Genomic DNA, 21,836 nt, shown 5'->3' with positions numbered 1-21,836 from the left:
TCAGTGAGGGGCGTCCAGCGAGGCCGACTTGGCCTGGTGCAGACGCCATTCGATAAAGGACTTGATGGCCAGCGTCACCAGCGCGAGCAGCGCCAGCAGCGACGCCACAGCAAAGGCGGCCGTGAAGTTGTATTCGTTGTAGAGGATCTCGACGTGCAGCGGCATCGTGTTGGTCTCGCCGCGGATATGGCCCGAAACCACCGAGACGGCGCCGAACTCGCCCATCGCACGGGCGTTACACAGGATCACGCCATACAGCAGGCCCCATTTGATGTTTGGCATCGTTACGCGCCAGAAGGTCGACCAGCCCGATGCGCCCAGCACCAGCGCTGCTTCTTCTTCTTCGGTGCCCTGCTGCTGCATCAGCGGAATCAGCTCGCGCGCCACGAATGGGAACGTGATGAACACAGTGGCCAGCACGATGCCCGGCACGGCAAACAGGATCTTGATGTCGTGCTCGGCCAGCCAAGGACCGAACCAGCCCGAGGCGCCAAACAGCAGCACGTACATCAGGCCTGCGATCACGGGCGAGATCGAGAACGGCAGATCGATCAGCGTGAGCAGGATGCTCTTGCCGCGGAATTCGAACTTGGTGATGGCCCAGGCGGCGGCCACGCCGAACACGAGGTTCAGTGGCACCGAGATCACGGCGGCGATCAGCGTGAGCTTGATGGCCGAGATCGCATCCGGGTCGATGACCGACTCGACATACACTTCCCAGCCCTTCTTGAGCGCTTCGGTAAACACCGCCGCGAGCGGGATGAACAGAAACAGCGTGAGGAAGACCAGGGCAACGGCGATGAGCACGTAGCTGACCCAGCGCGGCTCGAGCACGCTCGTGTCGAGGCGCTTGCCGCGGGCCGCCGGTGGGCGCGGCGGCGTGACTTTATCCAGAACAGCGCTCATGATTTACCTGCCCGTTTGCGTGTCCAGGCCTGCAGCAGATTGATCGTCAGCAGCAGGATGAACGAGAACACCAGCATCACGACGGCAATCGCGGTGGCGCCGGCGTAATCGTACTGTTCGAGTTTGGAGATGATGAGCAGCGGCGTGATCTCGGACACCATCGGCAGGTTGCCAGCGATAAAGATAACGGAACCGTATTCACCGGTGGCGCGCGCAAAGGCCAGCGCAAAACCGGTCAGCAGCGCCGGCACGATCGTCGGCAGCACCACGCGGGTAAACGTCTGCAGCGGCGGCGCGCCCAGGCTGGCGGCTGCTTCTTCGAGTTCGCGTTCGGCTTCTTCGAGCACCGGCTGCACCGTGCGCACTACGAATGGCAGGCCGATGAAGGTCAGCGCCACCACGACGCCCAGCGGCGTGAAGGCCACCTTGATGCCCCACGTGGCCAGGTATTGGCCGATCCAGCCATTTTGCGCGTACAGGGCGGTCAGCGTGATGCCGGCCACGGCGGTAGGCAGCGCGAACGGCAAATCGACCAGCGCATCGATGAAGCGCTTGCCGGGAAATTTATAACGTACCAGGACCCAGGCGACGATACCGCCGAAGACGACGTTCAGGGCGGCTGCGATCAGCGACGCGCCAAAGCTGAGACGATACGACGCCATGACGCGCTCGGACGTGACAGTGGCCCAGAACTCGGCCCAGGTCATGCTGAAGGTATTGAGGAACACCGCCGACAGCGGGATGAGAACGATCAGCGCCAGGTAAAACAGCGTGAAGCCGAGCGAAATGCCAAAGCCGGGAATGACCCGGCCCGGTGCTTTCGACGACTTCGACGCTGCCGTGCTGCCTGGCATAGCAAGCGATGTCATGCGAGTCCTTATTACAAATTCTTCTATCGGACGCTAATATTCTCACGTGATCTTTATAACGCAAACGAAGCAATCCTTATTTGTATAGACACGAAACGCTATGTAGACATGCGGCGCTTGCATGGTGATATGCGGAAATCTTCGATAGCTGGACAAAAAAAATGGCGCAGTCAACGTTAAATAGAGACTCGCTTTGAACTGATGAGCAGTCCAGTGGTCCAACCCCTGTCCACAGCGTCAGGAGTCGATCATGAAAGCGCCACGTTTCAAGGGCTGGTTTGCAAAACTGCCTTCGCTGAACCAACCCCAGCGCCGGCAAGTGCTCGATGCCCTGCATCCTGCAGCCGGACTCGATCAGGTGGTCGCGCTCATCAGTGAGGTCAGAGCACCAGGCCGCTGTTGTCCCAGATGCAGCAACACACGCTGCTACCGGCACGGGTTTGCCAACGATTTGCAGCGCTACCGCTGCTGTGCCTGCGGCCGCACCTTCAACGACCTCACGGGCACGCCGCTGGCACGGCTCAGGCTCAAGGCCAAATGGCTCGCCTATTCGCATGTGCTGCTCGATTCACTGCCCGTGCGCAAGGCGGCAGACCGGGTCGGCGTACACCGCAACACGGCCTTTCGCTGGCGCCACCGCTTCCTGCACTGGGTCAAGCTCGACCGGCCCGCAGTCCTTAACGGCATCGTCGAGGCTGACGAAACATTCCTGCTCGAATCACAAAAAGGTTCGCGCACGCTCGATCGGCCACCGCGCCGCCGTGGCGGCCATGCGGTCAAACGGGGCATTTCTAGCGAACTCGACTGCATCCTGGTCGCGCGCGACCGCGAGGGACGCACGGTCGATGCCGTCACTGGCCGCGGGGCCCTCACGGCTGCGCAACTCGCCAGTGACTTGCTACCCAGGCTGGATCGGCAGGCGTTGCTGGTCAGTGACAGCCATCCCGCCTACCGCGCCTTTGCACGCAAGCACAGGATCGCGCATGAAACGGTCAATCTGCGCGCAGGTGTACGTGCGAGGCGTCTGGGCAGCCTTGCCATCCATGTGCAAAACGTGAACGCTTACCACTACCGCTTCAAGGCCTGGTTACAGGGCTTTCATGGCGTGGCGTCGCGCTACCTGCCCAATTACCTGGGTTGGCGCTGGGCGCTGGATGGCCAGCGGATCATTTCGCCAGAACAATTCCTCCGCATTGCTATCAGCGTCATCAACAGATAATGCTGACTGCGCCAAAAAAAATGGCCCAGGCATGTGCCTGGGCCATTTTTCTGGGCCGTACAACCTGAATTACTTGTTCGGTTGCGGCGTCATGCGCAAATACGGACGCGGCGCTTCGAAGCCCTTTGGATACTTTTGCTTGATCACGTCAGGATCGGTGACGGTCAGCGGAATGATGACGTCGTCGCCATCTTTCCAGTTGCCCGGCGTGGCGACCGTGTAGCCGTCGGTCAGCTGCAGGGCGTCGATTACGCGCAGCACTTCGTCGAAATTGCGGCCGGTGCTCATCGGGTAGGTGATGGTCAGGCGCACTTTCTTGTTCGGATCGATGATGAACAGCGAACGCACGGTGGCGGTGGCCGACTGTTCCGGGTGAATCATGTCGTACAGCGTCGAGACCGAGCGGTCGGCATCGGCGATGATCGGGAAGCCTACGACGGTTTGCTGGGTTTCTTCGATGTCGCGGATCCAGTCGCGGTGCTGTTCGGCCGCGTCGACCGACAGCGCGATCGCCTTCACATTGCGCTTGTCGAATTCAGGCTTGAGCTTGGCGGTAAGGCCGAGTTCGGTGGTGCAGACCGGCGTGAAGTCGGCCGGGTGCGAAAACAGCACGACCCACGAGTCGCCTGCCCATTCGTGGAAACGGATAGGGCCAACGCTGGATGCTTGCTCGAAGTCGGGGGCGGTATCGCCGAGGCGTAAGGTCATGGTCATCTCCTGTGATTGATCAAACTTGTTCGGGGCGCCATCCGGTACGAATGGCGCGTTGGTCTACATGAAGCGATTGTAGAGGACGACAGCCCAAGTCGCGAACGCCAGCAGCAGCGTCAGTGCGACGGCGGCGCTGCCGATGTCCTTGGCTGCTTTCGACAATGGATGGCGCTCGAGCGAAATACGGTCGACGACCGCCTCGATCGCCGAATTGATCAGCTCGACGACCAGCACCACGATCAGCACGCCGATCATGGCCAGGCGCTGGAAGCCGGAGACCGGCAACAGCAGTGCGATCACGCTGGCCACGACGATCAGCACCACTTCTTGCCGGAACGCCGCTTCACTGCGCCAGGCCCAGCGCAGGCCGTCCCAGGTGTTGCGGCACGCTGCGCCTACGCGCTCGAGGCCGCGCAAGGTCTTGAATTCGCTGATCGGGTTGTCCATCATTGTCCAGTGAGGATGCAGGAACATCATTATGCAGCCTCCCGATCAGCATGTGGCATGCAGGCCCACAATGCAAGGGTGGGTTTGCGCGAGCGTTTCACATCATGGTATAAAGAATGGGCCTACTGCACCGCACAACCATCATATGAAAATGGAAACGCCCCAACCTGCCAAGACCTCGATCCAGGTGATCGAACGCATGACCTCCCTTCTGGACGCCCTGGCCACCTATTCCGACCCGGTCAGCCTCAAGGAGCTGGCGCGCGTGTCGGGTCTGCACCCGTCCACGGCGCACCGGATCCTCAACGATATGGTGGTCACGCGCTTCGTCGACCGTGTCGAGCCGGGCACGTACCGGCTGGGCATGCGCCTGCTAGAACTGGGCAATGTGGTCAAGAGCCGGCTGTCGGTGCGCGAAGCGGCGCTCGACGCCATGCGCGCCCTGCACCGCAAGACGCAGCAGACGGTCAACCTGTCAGTGCGCCAGGGCGATGAGATCGTGTACATCGACCGGGCCTTCTCGGAGCGTTCCGGCATGCAGGTCGTGCGCGCCATCGGCGGACGCGGTCCGCTGCACCTGACCTCCACCGGCAAGCTGTTTCTGTCCGTGGACGACGTGAAAGCCACGCGCGCCTACGCGACCCGCACGGGCCTCTCCGGCCACACGCGCAATTCGATCACCGAGCTGGCGCGGCTGGAGCGCGAGCTGAGCCTGGTGCGCTCGCGCGGCTATGCGCGCGACAACGAAGAGCTGGAGCTGGGTGTGCGCTGCATGGCGGCAGGCATTCACGATGACAGTGGCAAACTGGTGGCGGGCTTGTCGATTTCGGCACCAGCCGACCGTTTGCAGGAAGACTGGCTCGATGACCTAGTGCAGACGGCGGCGCGCATTTCGGCGACGCTCGGGTATCGGCCGATGCCGACAGTATGAATAACAAGGGCAGGCACAAGGCCTGCCCCGTTTCTTAGCGCGCCAGACCTGGCGCGCTGGCAGTGATGGTCGATGGCCGGATCGCATCGACATCCATCCGGTCGGGCAGCGACTCGATCAGGCGGCGAATCCGGCCCGCATCGGCCGTGCGCGACATCTTGCCCTTCGAGTCCAGGAACACCATCACCACATTGCGGCCATGAATCATGGCCTGCATCACCAGGCAGCGCCCTGCTTCGTTGATGAAGCCGGTCTTTTGCAGGCCGATATTCCAGTCAGGCAGCGACACCAGGTAGTTGGTATTGCGATAGTGCATCGTGCGGCCGCTGGCCTGCACGGTGGAGTTGGGCGTGGTCGAGAATTCGCGCAGCACCGGGTCGCCATGCGCCGCCATGACAAGCTTGGCCAGGTCACGCCCGCTCGAGACGTTGCGGCTCGACAGGCCGCTGGAGTCGACGTAATGCGTGTCGCGCATGCCCAGTTGGCGCGCCTTGGCGTTCATCGCGGCGACGAAGGCGCTGATGCCGCCCGGATAGTTGCGGCCCAGCGCCGACGCGGCGCGGTTCTCGGAACTCATCAGGGCAATATGGAGCAATTCGCGGCGCGTCATGCTGGCGCCGACCGGCAGGCGTGAGCTGCTGAACTTGTGGCGGTCGACGTCGTCGTCGGTCACGCGCAACACCTCATCAAGGTCTTGCTTGGCGTCCATCACGACCATGCCTGTCATCAGCTTGGTCAGCGACGCAATCGGCAGTGCGACATTGGCGTTTTTCTCGAACAGCACTTCGGCGCTGTTCTGATCGACCACGTAAGCCACATTCGAGCGCAGCGCCAGCGGATCGACGGTGTTGTCGAGGCCAGCCATGTCGCCGACAGTCTTGGCAGCAACGCCGACCGCAACAGCAGCGGCAGCAGTGCGCACCGGCTGGTACGTGACAACGCGCTTGCCGCGCACTGTCTTGACACGGCGGATCATGCGCGGACGGTCGCCTGCGGCGGCGAGTTCCTGGCGTTTGGCTTTTTTGGTGCGTGTGGCCGCGGTTTTGCGCACGACCTTGCGTTTGACTTTTTTCTTGGCGGCAGACGATTTCTTCGCCTGCTCGGTGGCGCCCGCACCCGCGCCTGCGCCGGCACCGGCGGCCTGGACTGGGGAAAAGGCAAATAAAGCGGCAACCACGGCAGCCACAGCAAGTTTGAACATGATGAAGCCCCTGACCCGAACAGATGAGATACGTAGTGAAGTGTAGCGGAACGACGTCCGATCGCAAGCAAAATTCACATTCCGTGCGGCAATAAGCGACTTAATACAACAAGAAGCGCCCAACCATTTTCCTTTTGATATCAACAGGATATTGACGGTATTTACGTTACTCCATGAAGCGGGCGAAGCCATGGCTGGGTTCACGCTCGGTCACCAGCGTGTTCTCGACGCGCTCCGGGTCGGCCCAGCCCAGCGCCATGCCGCAGACCACCATCTCGCTGGCCGGAAGATCAAGTTCGGCACTGATGATCCGATGATACTGCGTGAACGCCGCCTGCGGGCAGGTGTCGAGGCCCCGTGCGCGCGCCGCCACCATGATGTTCTGTAAAAACATGCCATAGTCGAGCCACGAACCCTGCGCCATGATGCGGTCGATCGTGAAGATCAATCCCACCGGCGCGTCGAAGAACGCGTAGTTGCGGGCGTGCTGGGCCGCCATGCCGGTCTTGTTGTCGCGGCCCAGGCCCAGCAGGCTGTAGAGATCCCAGCCGACCTTGCGCCGGCGGTCGATATACGGCGACGTCCATTCGCGCGGGTAGTAAGCGTATTCCTCGGTATGCCCGCGCGCTTGTTCGGGATCGGCATTGACCGCCAGGATCGCATTCGACAGCCGCGCACGCGCGGCGCCAGTGAGCACATACACCTTCCACGGCTGCGTGTTGGTGCCGGACGGCGCTCGCGCGGCAACGTCGAGGATGCGCGCGATCTCGTCGCGTTCGACTGGCTTGTCGAGAAACGCGCGGACCGAGCGGCGCGACGTGATGGCGGCATCGACCGCTTCCTGGCTGGGACTGCTGATCATGGGGATTTTCCTGGTTTCTTGACGACGAAGGCGACGCCGGTCACGGCGACGAGCATCCCGACCAGGCCAAGCAGGCTGAACGATTCACCGAACAGCAGCCAGGCCATGATGGCGGTGGTGGGCGGCGTGAGGTACATCAGGCTCGTCACTTCCGTGGCCTGGCTGCGCCGGATCAGGGTAAACAACAGGAAGATGGCGCCGATCGACAGCGCCAGCACCGACCACACCAGCGCCAGGATGAAGTCGGCGCTCCAGGTGATGCGGCTGAACGCCGGATCAAGGTGTTCCAGCCAGATGGCCAGTGGAATCAGCGCCAGCACCGTGGCGCTGAACTGGATGACGGTGCCGGTACGCAGATCGAACTGGGGACAAAAACGGCGCTGGTACAGCGTGCCGGCCGTGATGCACAGCAGCGCGAACAGGCACAGGGCCAGCGCGACCGGCGACATGCCGGCAACGCCCAGCTTGGCATACACGACGAGGGCCACACCGGACAGGCCCAACAGCAAGCCAAGCCACTGCAGGCGCCGCACGCGTTCGCCGATCAGCGGCGCGGCCGCAGCGGTCAGGATGGGCTGCATGCCGACGATCAGCGCCGTCAGGCCGGCCGGCATGCCCAGGTTGATGGCAGCCCAGACGCCGCCCAGATACCCTGCCTGCAACAGCAAGCCAGCCAGTGCGACGTGCAGGATCTGCCCGCGCGGCCAGGGTGCACGCCAGATCAGCACGATCGGCAACAGCACGGCCAGTACGCCCAGGCAACGCACGATCAGGAAGGTCAGCGGCGGCGCGTAGGGCAGGCCAAATTTGGCGACGATGAAACCAGTGCTCCACAACAGGACAAAAAACAGTGGTACCGGTGACAGCCACGGGGCAGTCGGGACGGGAGCGGTAACCGGCGGCAAAATGGCAGGCTGTGACATGAACGCAGCAATTTCCCGAAAGAAATGACAGGATTAAGATAACGACAAGAGCCGAGTCTAGCACACCGTTTTGGCGCGATTAAACAGCGAAAAAGAATGTTCGTTTGCGGTAAATCAATTGAGCTTTCTCACAGCAAATGCATTCTTGTCACTTCCGTACCACGGATTGTGCATCGCATCAAAATCGCTTGACGCCTCAAACGAAGTGGCACAAAATCTGCCCTGTTGCGGTGCACAAAAGAAGAGTTTCATCGCGTTGCCGAAGAACCTGCCCCATCCCGAGCAATAGTCCATTCACGAAACGTAACATTTTGGAGAGACACATGTTTGCAATCCCTGAGCAGTTTTCGACCGCCACCAAGACCAGCCTGGAGTCGCAGTTCGCCCTGTTTTCGTCGCTGACGTCGAAGACGTTCGAGAGCATGGAAAAACTGGTCGCCCTGAACATCAGCACCGCACGCGCCAGCCTCGAAGAATCGTCGACGCTCACCAGCAAGCTGCTGAGCGCCAAGGATCCGCAAGAATTCTTCTCGCTGGCCGCCACCCAGGCACAGCCAAACGCTGAAAAAGCCATGGCATACAGCCGTCAGCTGGCGTCGATCGCCAGCGGCACCGGTGCTGAATTCTCGAAAGCAGCTGAAAGCCAGATCGTCGAAGCCAACCGCAAGGTGATTTCGCTGGTCGACGAAGTGAGCAAGAATGCACCGGCCGGTTCGGAGAACTTTGTCGCCGCCGTCAAGACCGCCATCAGCAACGCCAATGCCGGTTACGAGCAGTTCAGCAAGACCTCGAAGCAGGCTGTCGAAGCCATCGAAACCAATGTCAACGCTGCCGTGTCGCAATTCTCGGCCAATGCAGCCAAGGCCACCAACGCCGCAACAGCTGCTGCTGCGTAATACTGCAGCATCACCGATCGGTAAAAAAATGGCCGGGACGCGCAAGCGTCCCGGCCATTTTTAGGTGTAAATGGGTTATTCGCCCAGATACGCTGCCTGCACGCGCGGATCGGTCAACATGTCGCGCGCATTGCCGGTCATGGTGACCTCACCTGACTCCATCACATAGCCGCGGTGCGCAGCCTGCAACGCCAGCTTGGCGTTCTGCTCCACCAGCAAGATCGTGATGCCCTGCTGCGATACATCGCGGATCACCTCGAAGATCTTTTCGACCATGATCGGTGACAGGCCCATCGACGGCTCGTCGAGCAACAGCAACGTCGGATGGCACATCAGCGCGCGCGCCATTGCCAGCATCTGCTGCTCGCCGCCCGAGAGCGTCCCGGCCAGCTGGGCCGCGCGTTCCTTCAGGCGCGGGAACACGCTGTACCATTTCTCGATATCGGCGTTGATCCCGGCCTTGTCATTGCGCGTGTAGGCGCCCATCAACAGGTTTTCGTGAATCGACATGCGGGTGAACACGCCCCGCCCTTCCGGCACCATGGCCAGCTTTTGCTGGACCATGCGGAACGACTGCGTACCGCGCAGCGGTTGGCCGAGATAGCTGATGTCGCCTTCAACCTTGCATGGCGGCAGCGTGCCGGTGATGGCTTTGAGCGTCGTCGTCTTGCCGGCGCCATTCGCACCGATCAGCGTGACCAGTTCGCCCCGCGCCACCTGCAGGTCGATCCCCTTGAGCGCCTTGATGCCGCCGTACGCCACCTTCAGACCCGTAATCTGCAGGATCGTTTCGCTCTTCGTTACGTCCATCATTGCGTCCATCAGTGCGCACCTCCCAGATAGGCGTCGATCACGGCCTGGTTCTTCTGGATCTCGGCCGGCACACCTTCGGCGATCTGCTTGCCGTATTCGAGCACCGTGATGCGGTCGCACAAGCCCATCATCAGTTTGACGTCGTGCTCGATCAACAGCACGGTCTTGCCCTGCGCCTTGATCTTGACGAGCAGTTCGCGCAAGCCCAGTTTTTCGGTGGCGTTCATGCCGGCCGCCGGTTCATCGAGCGCCAGCAATTGCGGATCGGTCGCCAGCGCGCGCGCAATTTCCAGGCGGCGCTGGTCGCCGTACGACAAAAACTTTGCCGTGCGGTTGGCGAACTGGCCGATACCGACGAAATCGAGCAGTTCCTGGGCGCGCACACGGATCGCCCGTTCTTCTTCACGCGCCGCCTTGTGACGCAGGATCGCGCCAAGCACGCCCTGTCTGGTGCGCACGTGGCGTCCCACCATGACGTTTTCCAGCGCGCTCATCTCGCCGAACAGGCGGATGTTCTGGAACGTGCGCGCGATGCCGGCCCTGGCCACGTCGTGCGGGGCCGACGGCGAGTACGCCTTGCCGGCCAGCTCGAATGTGCCGCTATCCGGCTGATACAACCCCGTGATCACATTGAAGAACGTGGTCTTGCCGGCGCCGTTGGGGCCGATCAGGCCGTAGATCTGGCCCTGCATGATCCGGATACCGACATCGGTCAGCGCCTGCAGGCCGCCGAAGCGCTTGTTGACGCCAGCAATGTTCAGAATGACTTGTTCGCTCATGTGGTACTCGCTTCTTCGTCGTCACGCGCCAGCGCGGCGTTCGGCCGCTCTTCCTTGTTGGGCGATGGCCACAGGCCGGCCGGGCGCACCAGCATGATCAACACCAGCGCCAGGCCGTACAGCAACTGGCGCAGCACTTCGGCTTCGATGATCACCTTGCCGAACAACGCCTGCTGGGCCGGGTCGACCACGTGGCGCAACACTTCCGGCAGGGCCGCGAGCAGCACGCCGCCCAGCACCACGCCCGGGATGTGGCCAATACCGCCGAGCACGACCATGGCCAGCACGGCAATCGACTCGGTCAGCGAGAACGATTCCGGCGAAACAAAGCCTTGGAAGGCGCCAAACATTGCACCGGCCACGCCGCCGAACGAGGCGCCCATGGCAAAGGCGAGCAGCTTGACGTTGCGGGTATTGATGCCCATCGCCTTGGCCGCGATTTCGTCTTCGCGGATCGCCACCCAGGCGCGGCCCAGGCGCGAGTGCTGCAGGCGGCCCGTGATGAAGATCGACGCGATCACCAGCGCCAGGAACAGGAAGTAATAGGCGTTCACGGACGGCATCGCGTAGCTGCCGATGTGCACGGTGGCGTTGGACCCCGCCTCGCCCGCCAGCGACACCCCGAAGATGCGGATCGGGTCGATCATGTTGATCCCCTGCGGTCCGTTGGTGAAGTTGATCGGGTCATTCAGGTTGTTCATGAAGATGCGGATGATCTCGCCAAAGCCCAGCGTGACGATGGCGAGGTAGTCGCCGCGCAGTTTCAGGGTCGGGGCGCCCAGCAGCGCGCCGCACAGCGCGGCGGACAAGGCTGCCAGTGGCACGATCGCCCACAGCGACAGATGGATGCCGTTTTGCTGGATCTCTGGGCCGAAGAACGCAACGAGCGCTTCGCCGATGGCGGGCGAATAATAGATCACCGATTCCAGCAGCGCGGCGAACTGCGGCGACGAGAACAGGCCGACCAGGTAGGCGCCGACGGCAAAGAACGCGATATAACCCAGGTCGAGCAGGCCGGCAAAGCCCACCACGATGTTCAGGCCAAGCGCGAGCATGATGTACAGCAGCGCGATGTCGATGATGCGCACCCATGAGTTGCCAAATTGCGCGGCAAAGAACGGGAAGATCAAGAGCAGCACGAGCACGATCGCCATGCTGGTGTAGGCCTGGCGCGGCTTGTGCTGGGTGTCGAACGTCAGGAGTGCCATGGTGTGCTCCGGTTAAGCGCGGTCGGCCACGCGTTCGCCCATGATGCCGGACGGGCGCAGGGTCAACACGAGGATCAGCACCACGAAGGCGAAGATGTCCTGGTAGTGGCTGCCGAGGAAGCCACCGGTCAGGTCGCCGATATAGCCGGCGCCCAGCGCTTCGATGATGCCCAGTACGAGGCCACCGATCATGGCGCCATAGATATTGCCGATCCCACCCAGCACCGCGGCGCAGAATGCCTTCAGGCCCGGCAGCACGCCCATCGTGAACGTGATCGAGGCATAGTTGGCGCCCCACATTACGCCAGCGACGGCGGCGAGCGCGGCGCCGATGGCGAAGGTGGCGACGATCACGCGGTTCGTGTCGATGCCCATCAAACCCGCCACGCGCGGGTTTTCGGCGACGGCGCGCATCGCGCGGCCCATCCGCGTGCGCTCGACCAGCAGCACGAGGCTGCCCATCGCCAGCGCGGCCAGCACCAGCAGCAAGACCTGGGTCTGAGAAATCATGGCGCCGCCAATCATGATCGGTTCGGACGACAGCAGCTGCGGGAACGGCAACGGGCTGCGGCCCCAGATCATCATCGCGAAGGTTTGCAGCAGGATCGAGATGCCGATGGCCGTGATCAACGGCGCCAGGCGCGGCGCATTGCGCAGGCGCCGGTAGGCAATGCGTTCGATCAGAATATTGACCAGCATGGTGACGGGAATGGCGCCAAGGATCGCCAGCGCCAGCTGTACATAGCCAGGCAGGCCAGGCACATAAGCTTCAAGCAATTGCAGGATGGTCAGGCCGATCATTGCGCCGATCATCAACACGTCGCCGTGGGCGAAGTTGATCAGGTTAAGGACGCCGTACACCATCGTGTAGCCGAGCGCGACCAGCGCATACATACTGCCGAGCACGAGCCCGTTCAGTAGTTGTTGGATAAAGGTTTCCATCGTTCCGCCTGTTGTGCAATAACAAAAAACGGCACGCCGGGGTATCCCGACGTGCCGCTCAAGGTCTGAAGCTGCTGCTTTACCGTTGTCCGCGGTCCAACGACGCGCTGGTTAGCACATCGCTATGACAAATCCGAGCGCCGCCATCATAGCTTGGCTGCCGGAAAACTAACAACGGTAAATGGCGGCAGTAGCTAATTTTTGTTTTCTGCCAGAACGAAAAATAATGTTCAGCCTTCGGGGTTGAAGGCCACCTGCCGAACGCCATCCAGGCCTTTCGGCAGCGGGAAAGTGACATTCTCTTCCACGCCTTCGAGGGCGCGCACACTGGCCGCGCCCAGTTGCTTGAGGCGATCGATGACGGCTTGCACCAGCACCTCGGGCGCCGACGCGCCGGCGGTGACGCCAATGCGTTTCTTGCCGGCGATCCAGGTCGGATCGATGGCGGCGGCGTTGTCGACCATATACGCAGGCGTACCCATCTTGTCGGCCACTTCGCGCAGGCGGTTCGAATTCGAGCTGTTGGGGCTACCGACGACGATCACCACTTCGACCTGGGGCGCGAGGAACTTGACGGCTTCCTGGCGGTTGGTGGTGGCGTAGCAGATATCGCCCTTCTTCGGCTCGATGATGTTCGGGAAGCGCACCTTGAGCGCCTCGATGATGTCAGCCGTGTCGTCGACCGACAACGTGGTTTGCGACACATAGGCCAGCAGATCTGGATTGCGCACCTGCAGGTTGTCGACATCGGCAACCGTCTCGACCAGGTGCATGCCTTCTTCGGCCTGGCCCATCGTCCCTTCGACTTCCGGGTGGCCGTCGTGGCCGATCATGATGATCTCGGCGCCGAGTTTGCGCATCTTGGCCACTTCGACGTGCACCTTGGTGACCAGTGGGCAGGTCGCGTCGAAGATCGTCAGGCCGCGCGCTTCGGCGTCGGCCCGCACTGCTTTCGAGACACCATGGGCCGAGAACACCAGCGTGTTGCCAGGCGGGACATCTTCGAGCTGTTCGATGAAAATCGCGCCCTTGGTGCGCAGGTCGGCCACCACATAGGCGTTGTGGACGATCTCGTGGCGCACATAGATCGGGGCGCCGAATTGGGTCAGGGCGCGCTCGACGATTTCGATGGCGCGGTCCACGCCGGCGCAAAAGCCGCGCGGCTGGGCAAGCAGAATTTCGTTTTCCATAGTCTTCCTTTACAGCACCGAAATCAGTTTCACTTCGAACTGGAGCGCCCGGCCAGCCATCGGGTGGTTGAAGTCGAACAGGGCCGAGTCATCGCGCATGTCAAGCAGCACGCCGGCAAACCGGCCGCCCTTCGGCGCATTGAATTCGACCACTTCGCCGACCAGGTAGTCGGCGCCTGGCACCGAATTTTCTTCCAGGGTCGCTTTCGACACCGACTGGATCAGTTCGGGGTTACGTTCACCGAACGCTTCCTGCGCGCTGAGCTCGAAGGTCTGGTGCGTGCCTTCGGGCAGGCCGATCAGGCGCTCTTCAAGGAACGGCGCGAGCTGGCCCTGGCCGAGCAACAGCGTCGCCGGCGTGCCGTTGAAGGTGGTGATCACATCAGAACCACCGGCAACAGCCAGGCGGTAATGCAGTGTCAGGTACGAGGATTCATTGACGACAGGAGCAGCGTTGGCCATGTTCTTTGCGACGTTTCGTATGAGTGCGGGCAGCCCCGGTGGGGGAGGGTAGGAAGGGCCTGTTACCAGAACCCCTCCCCCCTAAGAACCGTGCTTGCGACTTTCACCGCACACGGCTCAAGCATAATAAAAAGTTCCTATGCAGGAACCGGCTTAACAACTTGCAAATTTCGGCTATGCACTTGGGCATGGCAATTCGGGTGCAATAATACGCGATTTCCAAGGGCCTCGGAGCCACCCGCCACACGGTACTCTATGTGGTGGTCGTGCCATCCAGTTTCCATGTCCATCTCATACCCACACAGGGCACAAGTGCCGCGTTGGTGCATGAACAACGTCGCCAACTCTTTCCGGTAGCGCATGTTCTTCAACATGCGTTCCTGGCGGAGGGTCTCGCCGTACACTTCCCATTGCGGATCATAGGGATGAAATTCCCCCTTTATTTTCTTATGACGCTCAATGGTTGTTCCCGCGAGCGAGTACAGTTCCATTACCGCTTTATTGCCGTCCTTCGTTTGAACGTCCGCAGCAAACACCCAGTTTCGATCACCGACTGACCGCCAATATTTCTTGCGAATCCAGTCGGCACTCTTGTTGGGATGTCTGCGCTTGGCCCACCGCATTAGCCGCCACCAGAGCAGTGACTCCATGCGCGAGAACGTTTCCTTGGCAACAACGGGACTATGGTACTGCGCCCAGCCCCGAAGCATCGGATTCAGCATTCGGATCAGATCCTGGTGCTTCACCATGAGATTTTCGCCGATGAACTTTGCTAGCTTTTCATAGAACGCTTTCACGTTCTTCTTACTTGGCTTGATGAGCAGTTTCCCCTCGTACTTCCGGAAATTCCACCCAAGGAAGTCAAAGCCTTGGTCAATGTGCACGATTTTGGTTTTGGCCAGAGACAGTCGCAGTCCTCGTGTTGCAAGGAAAGCTTCTATCCAAGGCCGGATTTCCGTGTCCAGCAATTCTTGCGAAATGCCGGTCACTACGAAATCGTCCGCGTATCGTACGACACCAACTTTCAGTTTTTCGGCTTTCGACTTACCGACCAGCGAAACGAGATGCTTAGTAAGTTCCGCCTCCAGTCCATTCAGCGTCCAGTTTGCCAATGCAGGGCTGATGATGCCACCCTGCGGAGTTCCTGCTGTGGTTGCCAATAATTGCGCCCGGTCTACTACCCCGGATTTCAACCACTTACGAAGGATCGTCTTGTCCATGCGGACGTTTCCGATCAGCCAGTCGTGATTGATATTGTCGAAGAAACCTTCGATATCCGCATCCAATACCCATTGTGCCGAGGCTTTCCGACACGTCTGGAGGAAGATTTGAGACATCGCGTCCGCAGTTGAGCGATTCTTCCTAAACCCATACGAGTTCGGGTCACTCACTGTTTCCAGGACTGGATCGAGTGCCAGCAGATGCAGCGCTTGCATAGCTCGATCCTTCATGGTGGGAATGCCCAGAGGACGCTCCTTTCCATTAGCCTTGGGAATATAGACCCTCCGTAGTGGCAAGGGCCGATACCGACGCTTCTCCAACTGCGCAATCGCTGCAAACTTCTGCAACGGCGTGTCCCATAACTGCCGATCCACGCCTGCGGTACGCTTGCCTTGATTCTCCGTCACTCGTTTAACTGCCAGCGCTTTCGCACTGAACGAGCGGGTCAGCCACCGTTGCAGGGATTTTACCCTGCGCCAGTTGCCTTCCTGTGTTGCCTTCGTTAGACGAATCTGCATGACTCTTACGTTTTTCTGGACACGTCGCCAGTCGATGGCGGCCCATTCAGAGGAAACGTCCAAGGGCGCAGAATCGACGGAATTGCGATCGATTACTTTCATTGCTGACCTCGTCGTAGTGGTACCCGTCGAGGACGCAATTCTCCCCGAAGGGAAAACTGCATCCCTTCGGGGTGTTGTAGAAAATAGAACTACTTTTTGTCTATGTAGGTCGCTAGCGACTATTACACCTGATGGAAGTCTGCACGCTTTCACGTCGGGACAAATCTTGAATCCCTATCCGATCCATTACAGACCGACCTTCGCTTTTTCCATCCTCCCATACCCGCTCCGTCATGGGCTCCCCTTCGGTCTCCCTTCGAGTTGCTTGCCTGCCTCGGAACTCTGAGACAGGCGGCGAATCGGGCTTACCACGTTCCCTGCGATATCCGCACGGCCTTACTGCACCGTACATGACTGTTTAGGGTCTGACTCTCCCCCGGTGGTTTGGCAACGACGTATCCCCAGTTTGCAGAGGGATATCCAACCACACACCGTTTTGGTTCAGGCCAACAGCAGCTTGGGCCTGTCAATAGTCACGAGGGTTCAAACGTCAGTTCACATTACATTACCCATGCAGCCTCACCTCGCCCCTGACCACCTCTCTGCTGGCAGTTCACGCTCTCGCACTCGCGTGGAGGACGTCATTCTCATGAGGGATACTTTTCCGTTGGAGCTTCAAATCGACCCCGTTACCGGGGAAGCATGTCCAAGTGGGTGACGGATGGTCGTACATCTGGTCACAGCCTTCCCCGTCCGGAGAAGGTGTGACAAGACATCGCAGAACTTGCACGATCACACTGACTCATCTTGCTAGATATGGCTGAATGCCAGCTTTCGATTCCTTAGGAGGAACTTGCTAAAACTTCTGATAAAATATTTCAGTAGTTGTCGCAGAGAAACAACACTCTATCCGCTTTTTGGGCAGAAATCTGGTCAGAGCGCATCCGAATCGTTCGATCCGAGTGTGTTCATCTCAGAATTCCAAGAATTGTTTTCTTTCGATTTTATCTCTAAATTGCGGACGCAATTAGGGTGCCCTCGGTGTTTAGATGCCAGTCCCGGGTGATTTAAGCATATAAATCAAGGACTTACCGAATGGCTTGCAGGGTGAGTACAGCTTCTACTATCTGCCGCAAAGGCGGCGATCGCGACCACGTGTCGCACGCAAACCGCTATTGTAAGCCACGCGCGCAGCTTGCGCCCGGGCTGCCTCTTTTTTTGGCGAGGAATCACGATGGGAATTTGTGACTGGCCCGAGCAGGACCGCCCCCGCGAGCGCTTGCTGCGCGACGGCCCGGGGGCATTGTCGGACACCGAATTGCTGGCGATCTTCCTGCGCGTGGGCGTGGCCGGGAAAAGCGCCGTGACGCTGGCCGGCGACACCCTCACCCACTTCGGCTCGCTGCAGCGGCTGCTGCATGCCGATGCCGGCGAGTTCGGGCGACTGCACGGGCTCGGGCCAGCCAAGTATGCGCAGCTCCAGGCGGCGCTCGAACTGGCACGGCGCGCGGTGGCCGAACAATTCCGGCGCGAGGCGCTGTGTTCGCCCGAGGCCGTGCGGCACTATCTGCGCAGCCACTTCGCGCTGCGCACGCATGAATCGTTCATCGTGCTGTTTCTGGATGTGAAGAATCGCCTGATCAATTGCGATGAAATGTTCAGGGGCACGCTCACACACACCAGTGTCTATCCCCGCGAAGTCGTCAAGGCGGCCCTGCGGCGCGATGCAGCGGCCGTGATCCTGGCGCACAACCATCCTTCAGGCGTGGCCGAACCCAGCGACGCGGATCTGCGGCTGACGAGCGCGCTTACGCAGGCGCTGTCACTGGTGGAGATCCGGGTGCTGGACCATTTTGTAGTGGCCGGCAGCCATGTGCATTCGTTCGCCGAGAATGGGCAGTTGTGACGGATTTGCCACCGGCGCCTGGCCTGGTCATTGGCATGAATTACATCGCGTAAACAGGGGCTTACCCGTGTAAATGTGCTCGAATCCTCGATTGTTAAATTTTTTTGTTAGATCAATTAACTATTGTTTTTCGCAAGTGATTGATTCCGCTTCATTTTTCGCGCTATACTCTCGTTTTTCCAGTCCTGGAACATATTTAAGGAGTGCACTATGGCACGTGTTTGCCAAGTAACCGGCAAGGGTGTGATGGTTGGTAACAACGTCTCCCACGCTAACAACAAAACGAAGCGTCGTTTCCTGCCGAACCTGCAGAATCGTCGTATCTACGTCGAATCGGAAAACCGCTGGGTTTCGCTGCGTTTGTCGAACGCCGGCCTGCGCCTGATTGACAAGCTCGGCATCGATGCCGTGCTGGTCGACATGCGTGCTCGTGGCGAAAAAGTTTAATTAGGGAGCTATCATGGCAAAAACTGGCCGCGACAAAATCAAGCTGGAATCGACTGCAGGCACGGGTCACTTCTACACCACCACCAAGAACAAGCGCACGATGCCGGCGAAAATGGAAATTACCAAATTCGACCCTAAGGCACGTAAGCACGTGATCTACAAAGAAACCAAGATCAAGTAATCGATCCTGTTGTCTTTCAAAAAGCCGCCGGCGCAAGCCTGGCGGCTTTTTTTATGGCCCGACACTGTCCGCGTTACCATGGCGGAATGACCAGCTCGTCCCTGCCCTCCCTATCTCCCGCCAACGACCGCCTCGACGCCCTCGATGTACTACGCGGCTTTGCGCTGATCGGCATCTGCATCGCCAACGTCGAATTTTTCAACCGGCCCGTGGTCGAATCCGGACAAGGCATCCCCGCCGGCCTGCACGGCCTCGACTGGCTCGTGGCATTCCTTGTCGCGTACCTGGTCAGCGGCAAGTTCTGGACGATCTTTTCGCTGCTGTTCGGCATGGGCTTCGCGCTGATGCTCGAGCGCGCCCGCGTGGCCGGGCGGCCATTCGCGCCAACCTACGCCCGCCGGGTCGGCGTGCTGCTGGCGATCGGCTTGTTGCACCACACCCTGCTGTGGAGCGGCGATATCCTCATCAGTTATGCGGCCGGCGCGCTCGCGCTGATGCTCGCCCTGCTGGCGCCGGCGCGGTTGCTCGTCATCGCCCTCATTGCCTGCATTGCGCTGTCCCAGGTTCCGGGGCTGGGCCTGCTGGGCTGGCTGCTCGCACCCGTCGTTCTGGCATCGCTGGTCGCGCTGTACCTGCGCGCGCGGCAAGCCTGGCTGTTTCCACTGGTGACGATCGGCACCGGTCTGCTGATGTTGCTGGCGGCACTGCTCGCCGCATCGGGCAGCAAGGGCGACGACACGACGATGCTGACCGCGGTGGGCGCCATTTTCACGGGCCTTGGCCTGCTCGCCTGCTGGCGCGGGCCGACAGAACAAAAGCCGCTACGCATCGGCGTCCAGATCGTGCTGCTGACCTATTGCCTGATTGCGGTGGAAGCCGGCATGCGGCACTTTGCGCCTGCCGTTGGACAGACGACAGTCGTGAGCAGCACCGGTAGCGTTAGCAGTGCTGATGACGAGTCGGTGCCCGCCGCCGATGGCCGCGTGTTGCGCTACCGGGAACAAATCGCACGCAGCACCGAAGAACGCGTCGTGCTGACGCAGGGCAGCTATCCGGATGCGGCAGTGATGCGGTTCAGGCAGCTCGACGAACGCATGGTGGACGAGGTCGGTTTTTCGGTGTTGCTGGTCGGGGTGTTCCTGATCGGCGTCTGGTTCGTGCGATCGGGTGTGATCGCACACGCAGCAGAGCACAAGCCGCTGTACCGACGACTGGTCATCGTTGGCATCCCGCTGGGCGTCGGGCTTGGCCTGCTTGGCAGCCTGATTGCGACGGGCCGGCCGCCTGGCATCGACGATGGTGGCCATGATCTTGCCCACGCCCTGCTGTCGCTGGGCAGTCTGCCGGCCGCGCTTGGCTATATTGGCGCCGTCATGCTGATGCTGCAAAGCCGTGGTGCCCTAGCACGGGTCCGCCTGCTGGCACCGTTCGGACGCATGGCACTGAGCAATTACCTGATGCAATCGCTCGTGTTTTCACTGTTGTTTTATGCCCACGGAATGGGACTCTGGGGCATAGCGCGGACGGCGCAGGTAGGCATCGCGCTGGGATTATGTGCGCTGCAGATCGGTTTGAGTTACTGGTGGCTGGCGCGTTTCCAGTACGGCCCGGTCGAATGGGTCTGGCGCGCGCTGACGTATCTGAGCTGGCCACCGATGCGCATGAAAAGCCGGGGTCAGGTCTGACATTCGGACACGATCTCGACAGTTAAATAGTCGGGTAGTCGAAAATAGCTGGAACTGCTACCTGCTAACGATGGGCGAGACACCACAAGAAGTGGCTAAGGCTGAGGTCGTGTCCGAATGTCAGACCTGACCCCAGCTGTGGTGTGCGGGAGCGGTCAAATGCAAAACGGCTCCCGAAGGAGCCGTTTCTTTTTAATCCGCTGATACCGAATCAGGCATAGGTACGCAGACGCAGTGAAAAGTCTTGCAGCGCCTTGATGCCCGACGCCTCGGCGCGGTTGCACCAGTCTTGCAACTGATGCAGCAACTGATCGCGGGTGTGATGCGAACGTTCCCAGATCGCGCCCAGTTCCACGCGCATATTGTGCATGGTTTCCAGTGCTTTGCTGTGCTGGAACAGCTCGACCAGTTGCTCTTTCTGCGACAGCTCCAGCTTGGCCGGTTCACGCTGCATTAGCTTGCGTGAGCTTTTCAGGAAGCGCGTTTCCAAGCCACTTGCATGCTTGCGCTGCTCGAATTCTTCATGGAACGCGTGACGCACCGATTTCGCATACTTGGCCATCACGTCGTAGCGGTTGGCGATCACCGATTGCAGCGTATCGAAGTCGGCCTGGTCCTTGTTCTTGGCCAGCTTCGGCTTCGGTGCCACTTTCTTGACCTTGGCCAGTCCGACCATTTCGAGCATGCGGATATAACCCCAGCCCAGGTCGAACTCGTACCACTTGCTCGACAGCTTGGCCGACGTGGCATACGTGTGGTGATTGTTATGCAGCTCTTCGCCGCCAATCAGAATGCCCCAAGGGAAGATGTTGGTCGCGGCGTCGCTGCAATCGAAATTGCGGTAGCCCCACCAGTGGCCGAGACCATTGATGATGCCGGCAGCAGTGATCGGAATCCACATCATCTGCACGGCCCACACCGACAAGCCGATGATGCCGAACAGCGCAATGTTAATCACCAGCATCGCGACCACACCCATCATGCTGCGGCCGGTGTACACGTGGCGCTCGATCCAGTCGTCCGGGGTGCCATGGCCATACTTGTCCATGGTTTCCTGAACCTTGCTCTCAGCGCGGTACAGCTCGGCGCCTTCGAACAGCACCTTGCGGATGCCGCGCGTTTGCGGGCTGTGCGGATCTTCTTCGGTGTCGCACTTGGCGTGGTGTTTACGGTGGATCGATGCCCACTCCTTGGTGACCTGACCAGTGGTCAGCCACAGCCAGAAGCGGAAGAAGTGACTTGGAATCGGATGCAGGTCAAGCGCGCGGTGCGCCTGATGGCGGTGCAGGTACACAGTGACGCTGATGATGGTGATGTGCGTGACCACCAGCGTGTACAGAACGACTTCCCATGCCGAAAAATCCAGCAGGCCGGTCGACAAGAACGACAGCACAGCGTGCAAAGTGTCGTTAAAGAAATTCATTCAGTCTCCAATGCAGGGCTTGTATGACGTCGATCAGGAAGATCGCACATGCAT

22 protein-coding genes are annotated in these 21,836 nt (G+C 60.2%); 7 read left to right on the top strand and 15 right to left on the bottom strand.

Translation table 11 applies throughout. The features are described from left to right. Positions 1 to 906 (bottom strand): sulfate ABC transporter permease subunit CysW, encoded by a 906-nt coding sequence (cysW, locus tag AC56LV_RS18065; RefSeq protein ID WP_499503512.1) that lies wholly within the window; start codon positions 904 to 906, stop codon positions 1 to 3. Continuing rightward, positions 903 to 1,775, bottom strand: coding sequence for a sulfate ABC transporter permease subunit CysT (cysT, locus tag AC56LV_RS18060; protein ID WP_332532473.1), 873 nt, complete (start codon positions 1,773 to 1,775; stop codon positions 903 to 905). Before cysT ends, cysW begins: the two co-directional genes overlap by 4 nt. Before the next feature lie 250 nt (positions 1,776 to 2,025). Between cysT and AC56LV_RS18055 the strand changes: the two genes are divergently transcribed. Then, the gene (locus AC56LV_RS18055) at positions 2,026 to 2,994 is read left to right on the top strand and encodes an IS1595 family transposase (RefSeq protein ID WP_499559641.1); all 969 of its coding nucleotides are present in this window, start codon (positions 2,026 to 2,028) and stop codon (positions 2,992 to 2,994) included. A gap of 69 nt (positions 2,995 to 3,063) precedes the next feature. Here AC56LV_RS18055 and AC56LV_RS18050 read toward each other — a convergent pair whose 3' ends face one another. Further along, the gene (locus AC56LV_RS18050; protein ID WP_499559639.1) at positions 3,064 to 3,702 is read right to left on the bottom strand and encodes a peroxiredoxin; all 639 of its coding nucleotides are present in this window, start codon (positions 3,700 to 3,702) and stop codon (positions 3,064 to 3,066) included. Positions 3,703 to 3,765: 63 nt separating this feature from the next. Further along, on the bottom strand, positions 3,766 to 4,182 hold the full coding sequence (locus AC56LV_RS18045; RefSeq protein ID WP_499559637.1) for a diacylglycerol kinase: 417 nt from the start codon (positions 4,180 to 4,182) through the stop codon (positions 3,766 to 3,768). Between the two features lie 115 nt (positions 4,183 to 4,297). Here AC56LV_RS18045 and AC56LV_RS18040 point away from each other — a divergent pair, with 115 nt between their 5' ends. After that, positions 4,298 to 5,083: an IclR family transcriptional regulator gene (locus AC56LV_RS18040; RefSeq protein ID WP_183555818.1), complete on the top strand. Its 786-nt coding sequence runs from the start codon at positions 4,298 to 4,300 to the stop codon at positions 5,081 to 5,083. A 34-nt stretch (positions 5,084 to 5,117) separates the two neighbouring features. Here the strand turns inward: AC56LV_RS18040 and pbpG are convergent, their stop codons facing one another. The 3 genes from pbpG to AC56LV_RS18025 form a co-directional block, all read right to left on the bottom strand. Further along, positions 5,118 to 6,284: a D-alanyl-D-alanine endopeptidase gene (pbpG, locus tag AC56LV_RS18035; RefSeq protein WP_499559635.1), complete on the bottom strand. Its 1,167-nt coding sequence runs from the start codon at positions 6,282 to 6,284 to the stop codon at positions 5,118 to 5,120. Positions 6,285 to 6,450: 166 nt separating this feature from the next. Continuing rightward, positions 6,451 to 7,146, bottom strand: a complete 696-nt coding sequence (locus AC56LV_RS18030) for a nitroreductase (RefSeq protein ID WP_499559633.1) — start codon at positions 7,144 to 7,146, stop codon at positions 6,451 to 6,453. Continuing rightward, the gene (locus AC56LV_RS18025) at positions 7,143 to 8,069 is read right to left on the bottom strand and encodes a DMT family transporter (RefSeq protein WP_499559631.1); all 927 of its coding nucleotides are present in this window, start codon (positions 8,067 to 8,069) and stop codon (positions 7,143 to 7,145) included. The genes AC56LV_RS18030 and AC56LV_RS18025 overlap by 4 nt, the downstream gene beginning before the upstream one ends. A gap of 323 nt (positions 8,070 to 8,392) precedes the next feature. Here AC56LV_RS18025 and AC56LV_RS18020 point away from each other — a divergent pair, with 323 nt between their 5' ends. Beyond that, on the top strand, positions 8,393 to 8,965 hold the full coding sequence (locus tag AC56LV_RS18020) for a phasin family protein (protein ID WP_499559629.1): 573 nt from the start codon (positions 8,393 to 8,395) through the stop codon (positions 8,963 to 8,965). 75 nt (positions 8,966 to 9,040) lie between these two features. Here the strand turns inward: AC56LV_RS18020 and AC56LV_RS18015 are convergent, their stop codons facing one another. The 7 genes from AC56LV_RS18015 to ltrA all read right to left on the bottom strand — a co-directional run bounded on the left by AC56LV_RS18015 (position 9,041) and on the right by ltrA (position 16,200). Continuing rightward, entirely contained in the window at positions 9,041 to 9,787 is a 747-nt protein-coding gene (locus AC56LV_RS18015) for an ABC transporter ATP-binding protein (protein WP_499559628.1), read from the bottom strand. After that, complete coding sequence (locus tag AC56LV_RS18010; protein ID WP_499455313.1) at positions 9,787 to 10,557, bottom strand: ABC transporter ATP-binding protein; 771 nt, start codon at positions 10,555 to 10,557, stop codon at positions 9,787 to 9,789. The genes AC56LV_RS18015 and AC56LV_RS18010 overlap by 1 nt, the downstream gene beginning before the upstream one ends. Then, positions 10,554 to 11,765, bottom strand: coding sequence for an ABC transporter permease subunit (locus AC56LV_RS18005; protein ID WP_183555825.1), 1,212 nt, complete (start codon positions 11,763 to 11,765; stop codon positions 10,554 to 10,556). Before AC56LV_RS18005 ends, AC56LV_RS18010 begins: the two co-directional genes overlap by 4 nt. A 12-nt stretch (positions 11,766 to 11,777) precedes the next feature. Next, positions 11,778 to 12,707, bottom strand: a complete 930-nt coding sequence (locus tag AC56LV_RS18000; RefSeq protein WP_258835419.1) for a branched-chain amino acid ABC transporter permease — start codon at positions 12,705 to 12,707, stop codon at positions 11,778 to 11,780. Between the two features lie 230 nt (positions 12,708 to 12,937). Then, positions 12,938 to 13,897, bottom strand: a complete 960-nt coding sequence (gene ispH, locus AC56LV_RS17995; RefSeq protein WP_499559626.1) for a 4-hydroxy-3-methylbut-2-enyl diphosphate reductase — start codon at positions 13,895 to 13,897, stop codon at positions 12,938 to 12,940. Positions 13,898 to 13,906: 9 nt separating this feature from the next. After that, positions 13,907 to 14,359, bottom strand: coding sequence for an FKBP-type peptidyl-prolyl cis-trans isomerase (locus AC56LV_RS17990; RefSeq protein WP_258835421.1), 453 nt, complete (start codon positions 14,357 to 14,359; stop codon positions 13,907 to 13,909). A gap of 137 nt (positions 14,360 to 14,496) precedes the next feature. After that, a complete protein-coding gene (gene ltrA, locus AC56LV_RS17985; RefSeq protein ID WP_332532485.1) occupies positions 14,497 to 16,200 on the bottom strand; it encodes a group II intron reverse transcriptase/maturase in 1,704 nt (567 codons plus the stop codon). A 1,174-nt stretch (positions 16,201 to 17,374) separates the two neighbouring features. On the opposite strand from ltrA, the gene radC reads away from it, so the two are divergent. From radC to AC56LV_RS17965, 4 genes are all read left to right on the top strand, one after another. Continuing rightward, positions 17,375 to 18,046, top strand: coding sequence for a RadC family protein (gene radC / locus AC56LV_RS17980; protein ID WP_499559624.1), 672 nt, complete (start codon positions 17,375 to 17,377; stop codon positions 18,044 to 18,046). A gap of 210 nt (positions 18,047 to 18,256) precedes the next feature. Beyond that, positions 18,257 to 18,493 carry a 50S ribosomal protein L28 gene (gene rpmB / locus AC56LV_RS17975; protein WP_183555830.1) on the top strand — a complete coding sequence of 79 codons (237 nt, stop codon included), beginning with the start codon at positions 18,257 to 18,259 and terminating at the stop codon, positions 18,491 to 18,493. Positions 18,494 to 18,506: 13 nt separating this feature from the next. Further along, positions 18,507 to 18,674: a 50S ribosomal protein L33 gene (rpmG, locus tag AC56LV_RS17970; RefSeq protein ID WP_005665735.1), complete on the top strand. Its 168-nt coding sequence runs from the start codon at positions 18,507 to 18,509 to the stop codon at positions 18,672 to 18,674. An 86-nt stretch (positions 18,675 to 18,760) separates the two neighbouring features. Continuing rightward, on the top strand, positions 18,761 to 20,359 hold the full coding sequence (locus AC56LV_RS17965) for a DUF418 domain-containing protein (RefSeq protein WP_499559622.1): 1,599 nt from the start codon (positions 18,761 to 18,763) through the stop codon (positions 20,357 to 20,359). 211 nt (positions 20,360 to 20,570) lie between these two features. Here the strand turns inward: AC56LV_RS17965 and AC56LV_RS17960 are convergent, their stop codons facing one another. Further along, complete coding sequence (locus AC56LV_RS17960; protein WP_499455318.1) at positions 20,571 to 21,782, bottom strand: DesA family fatty acid desaturase; 1,212 nt, start codon at positions 21,780 to 21,782, stop codon at positions 20,571 to 20,573. Positions 21,783 to 21,836: the final 54 nt, after the last annotated feature.

It is taken from the genome of Telluria sp. RB2R28 (genome assembly GCF_059685835.1).
The sequence above is the reverse complement of the archived record's forward strand: the minus strand, read 5'-3'. Positions and strand labels throughout refer to the sequence as shown.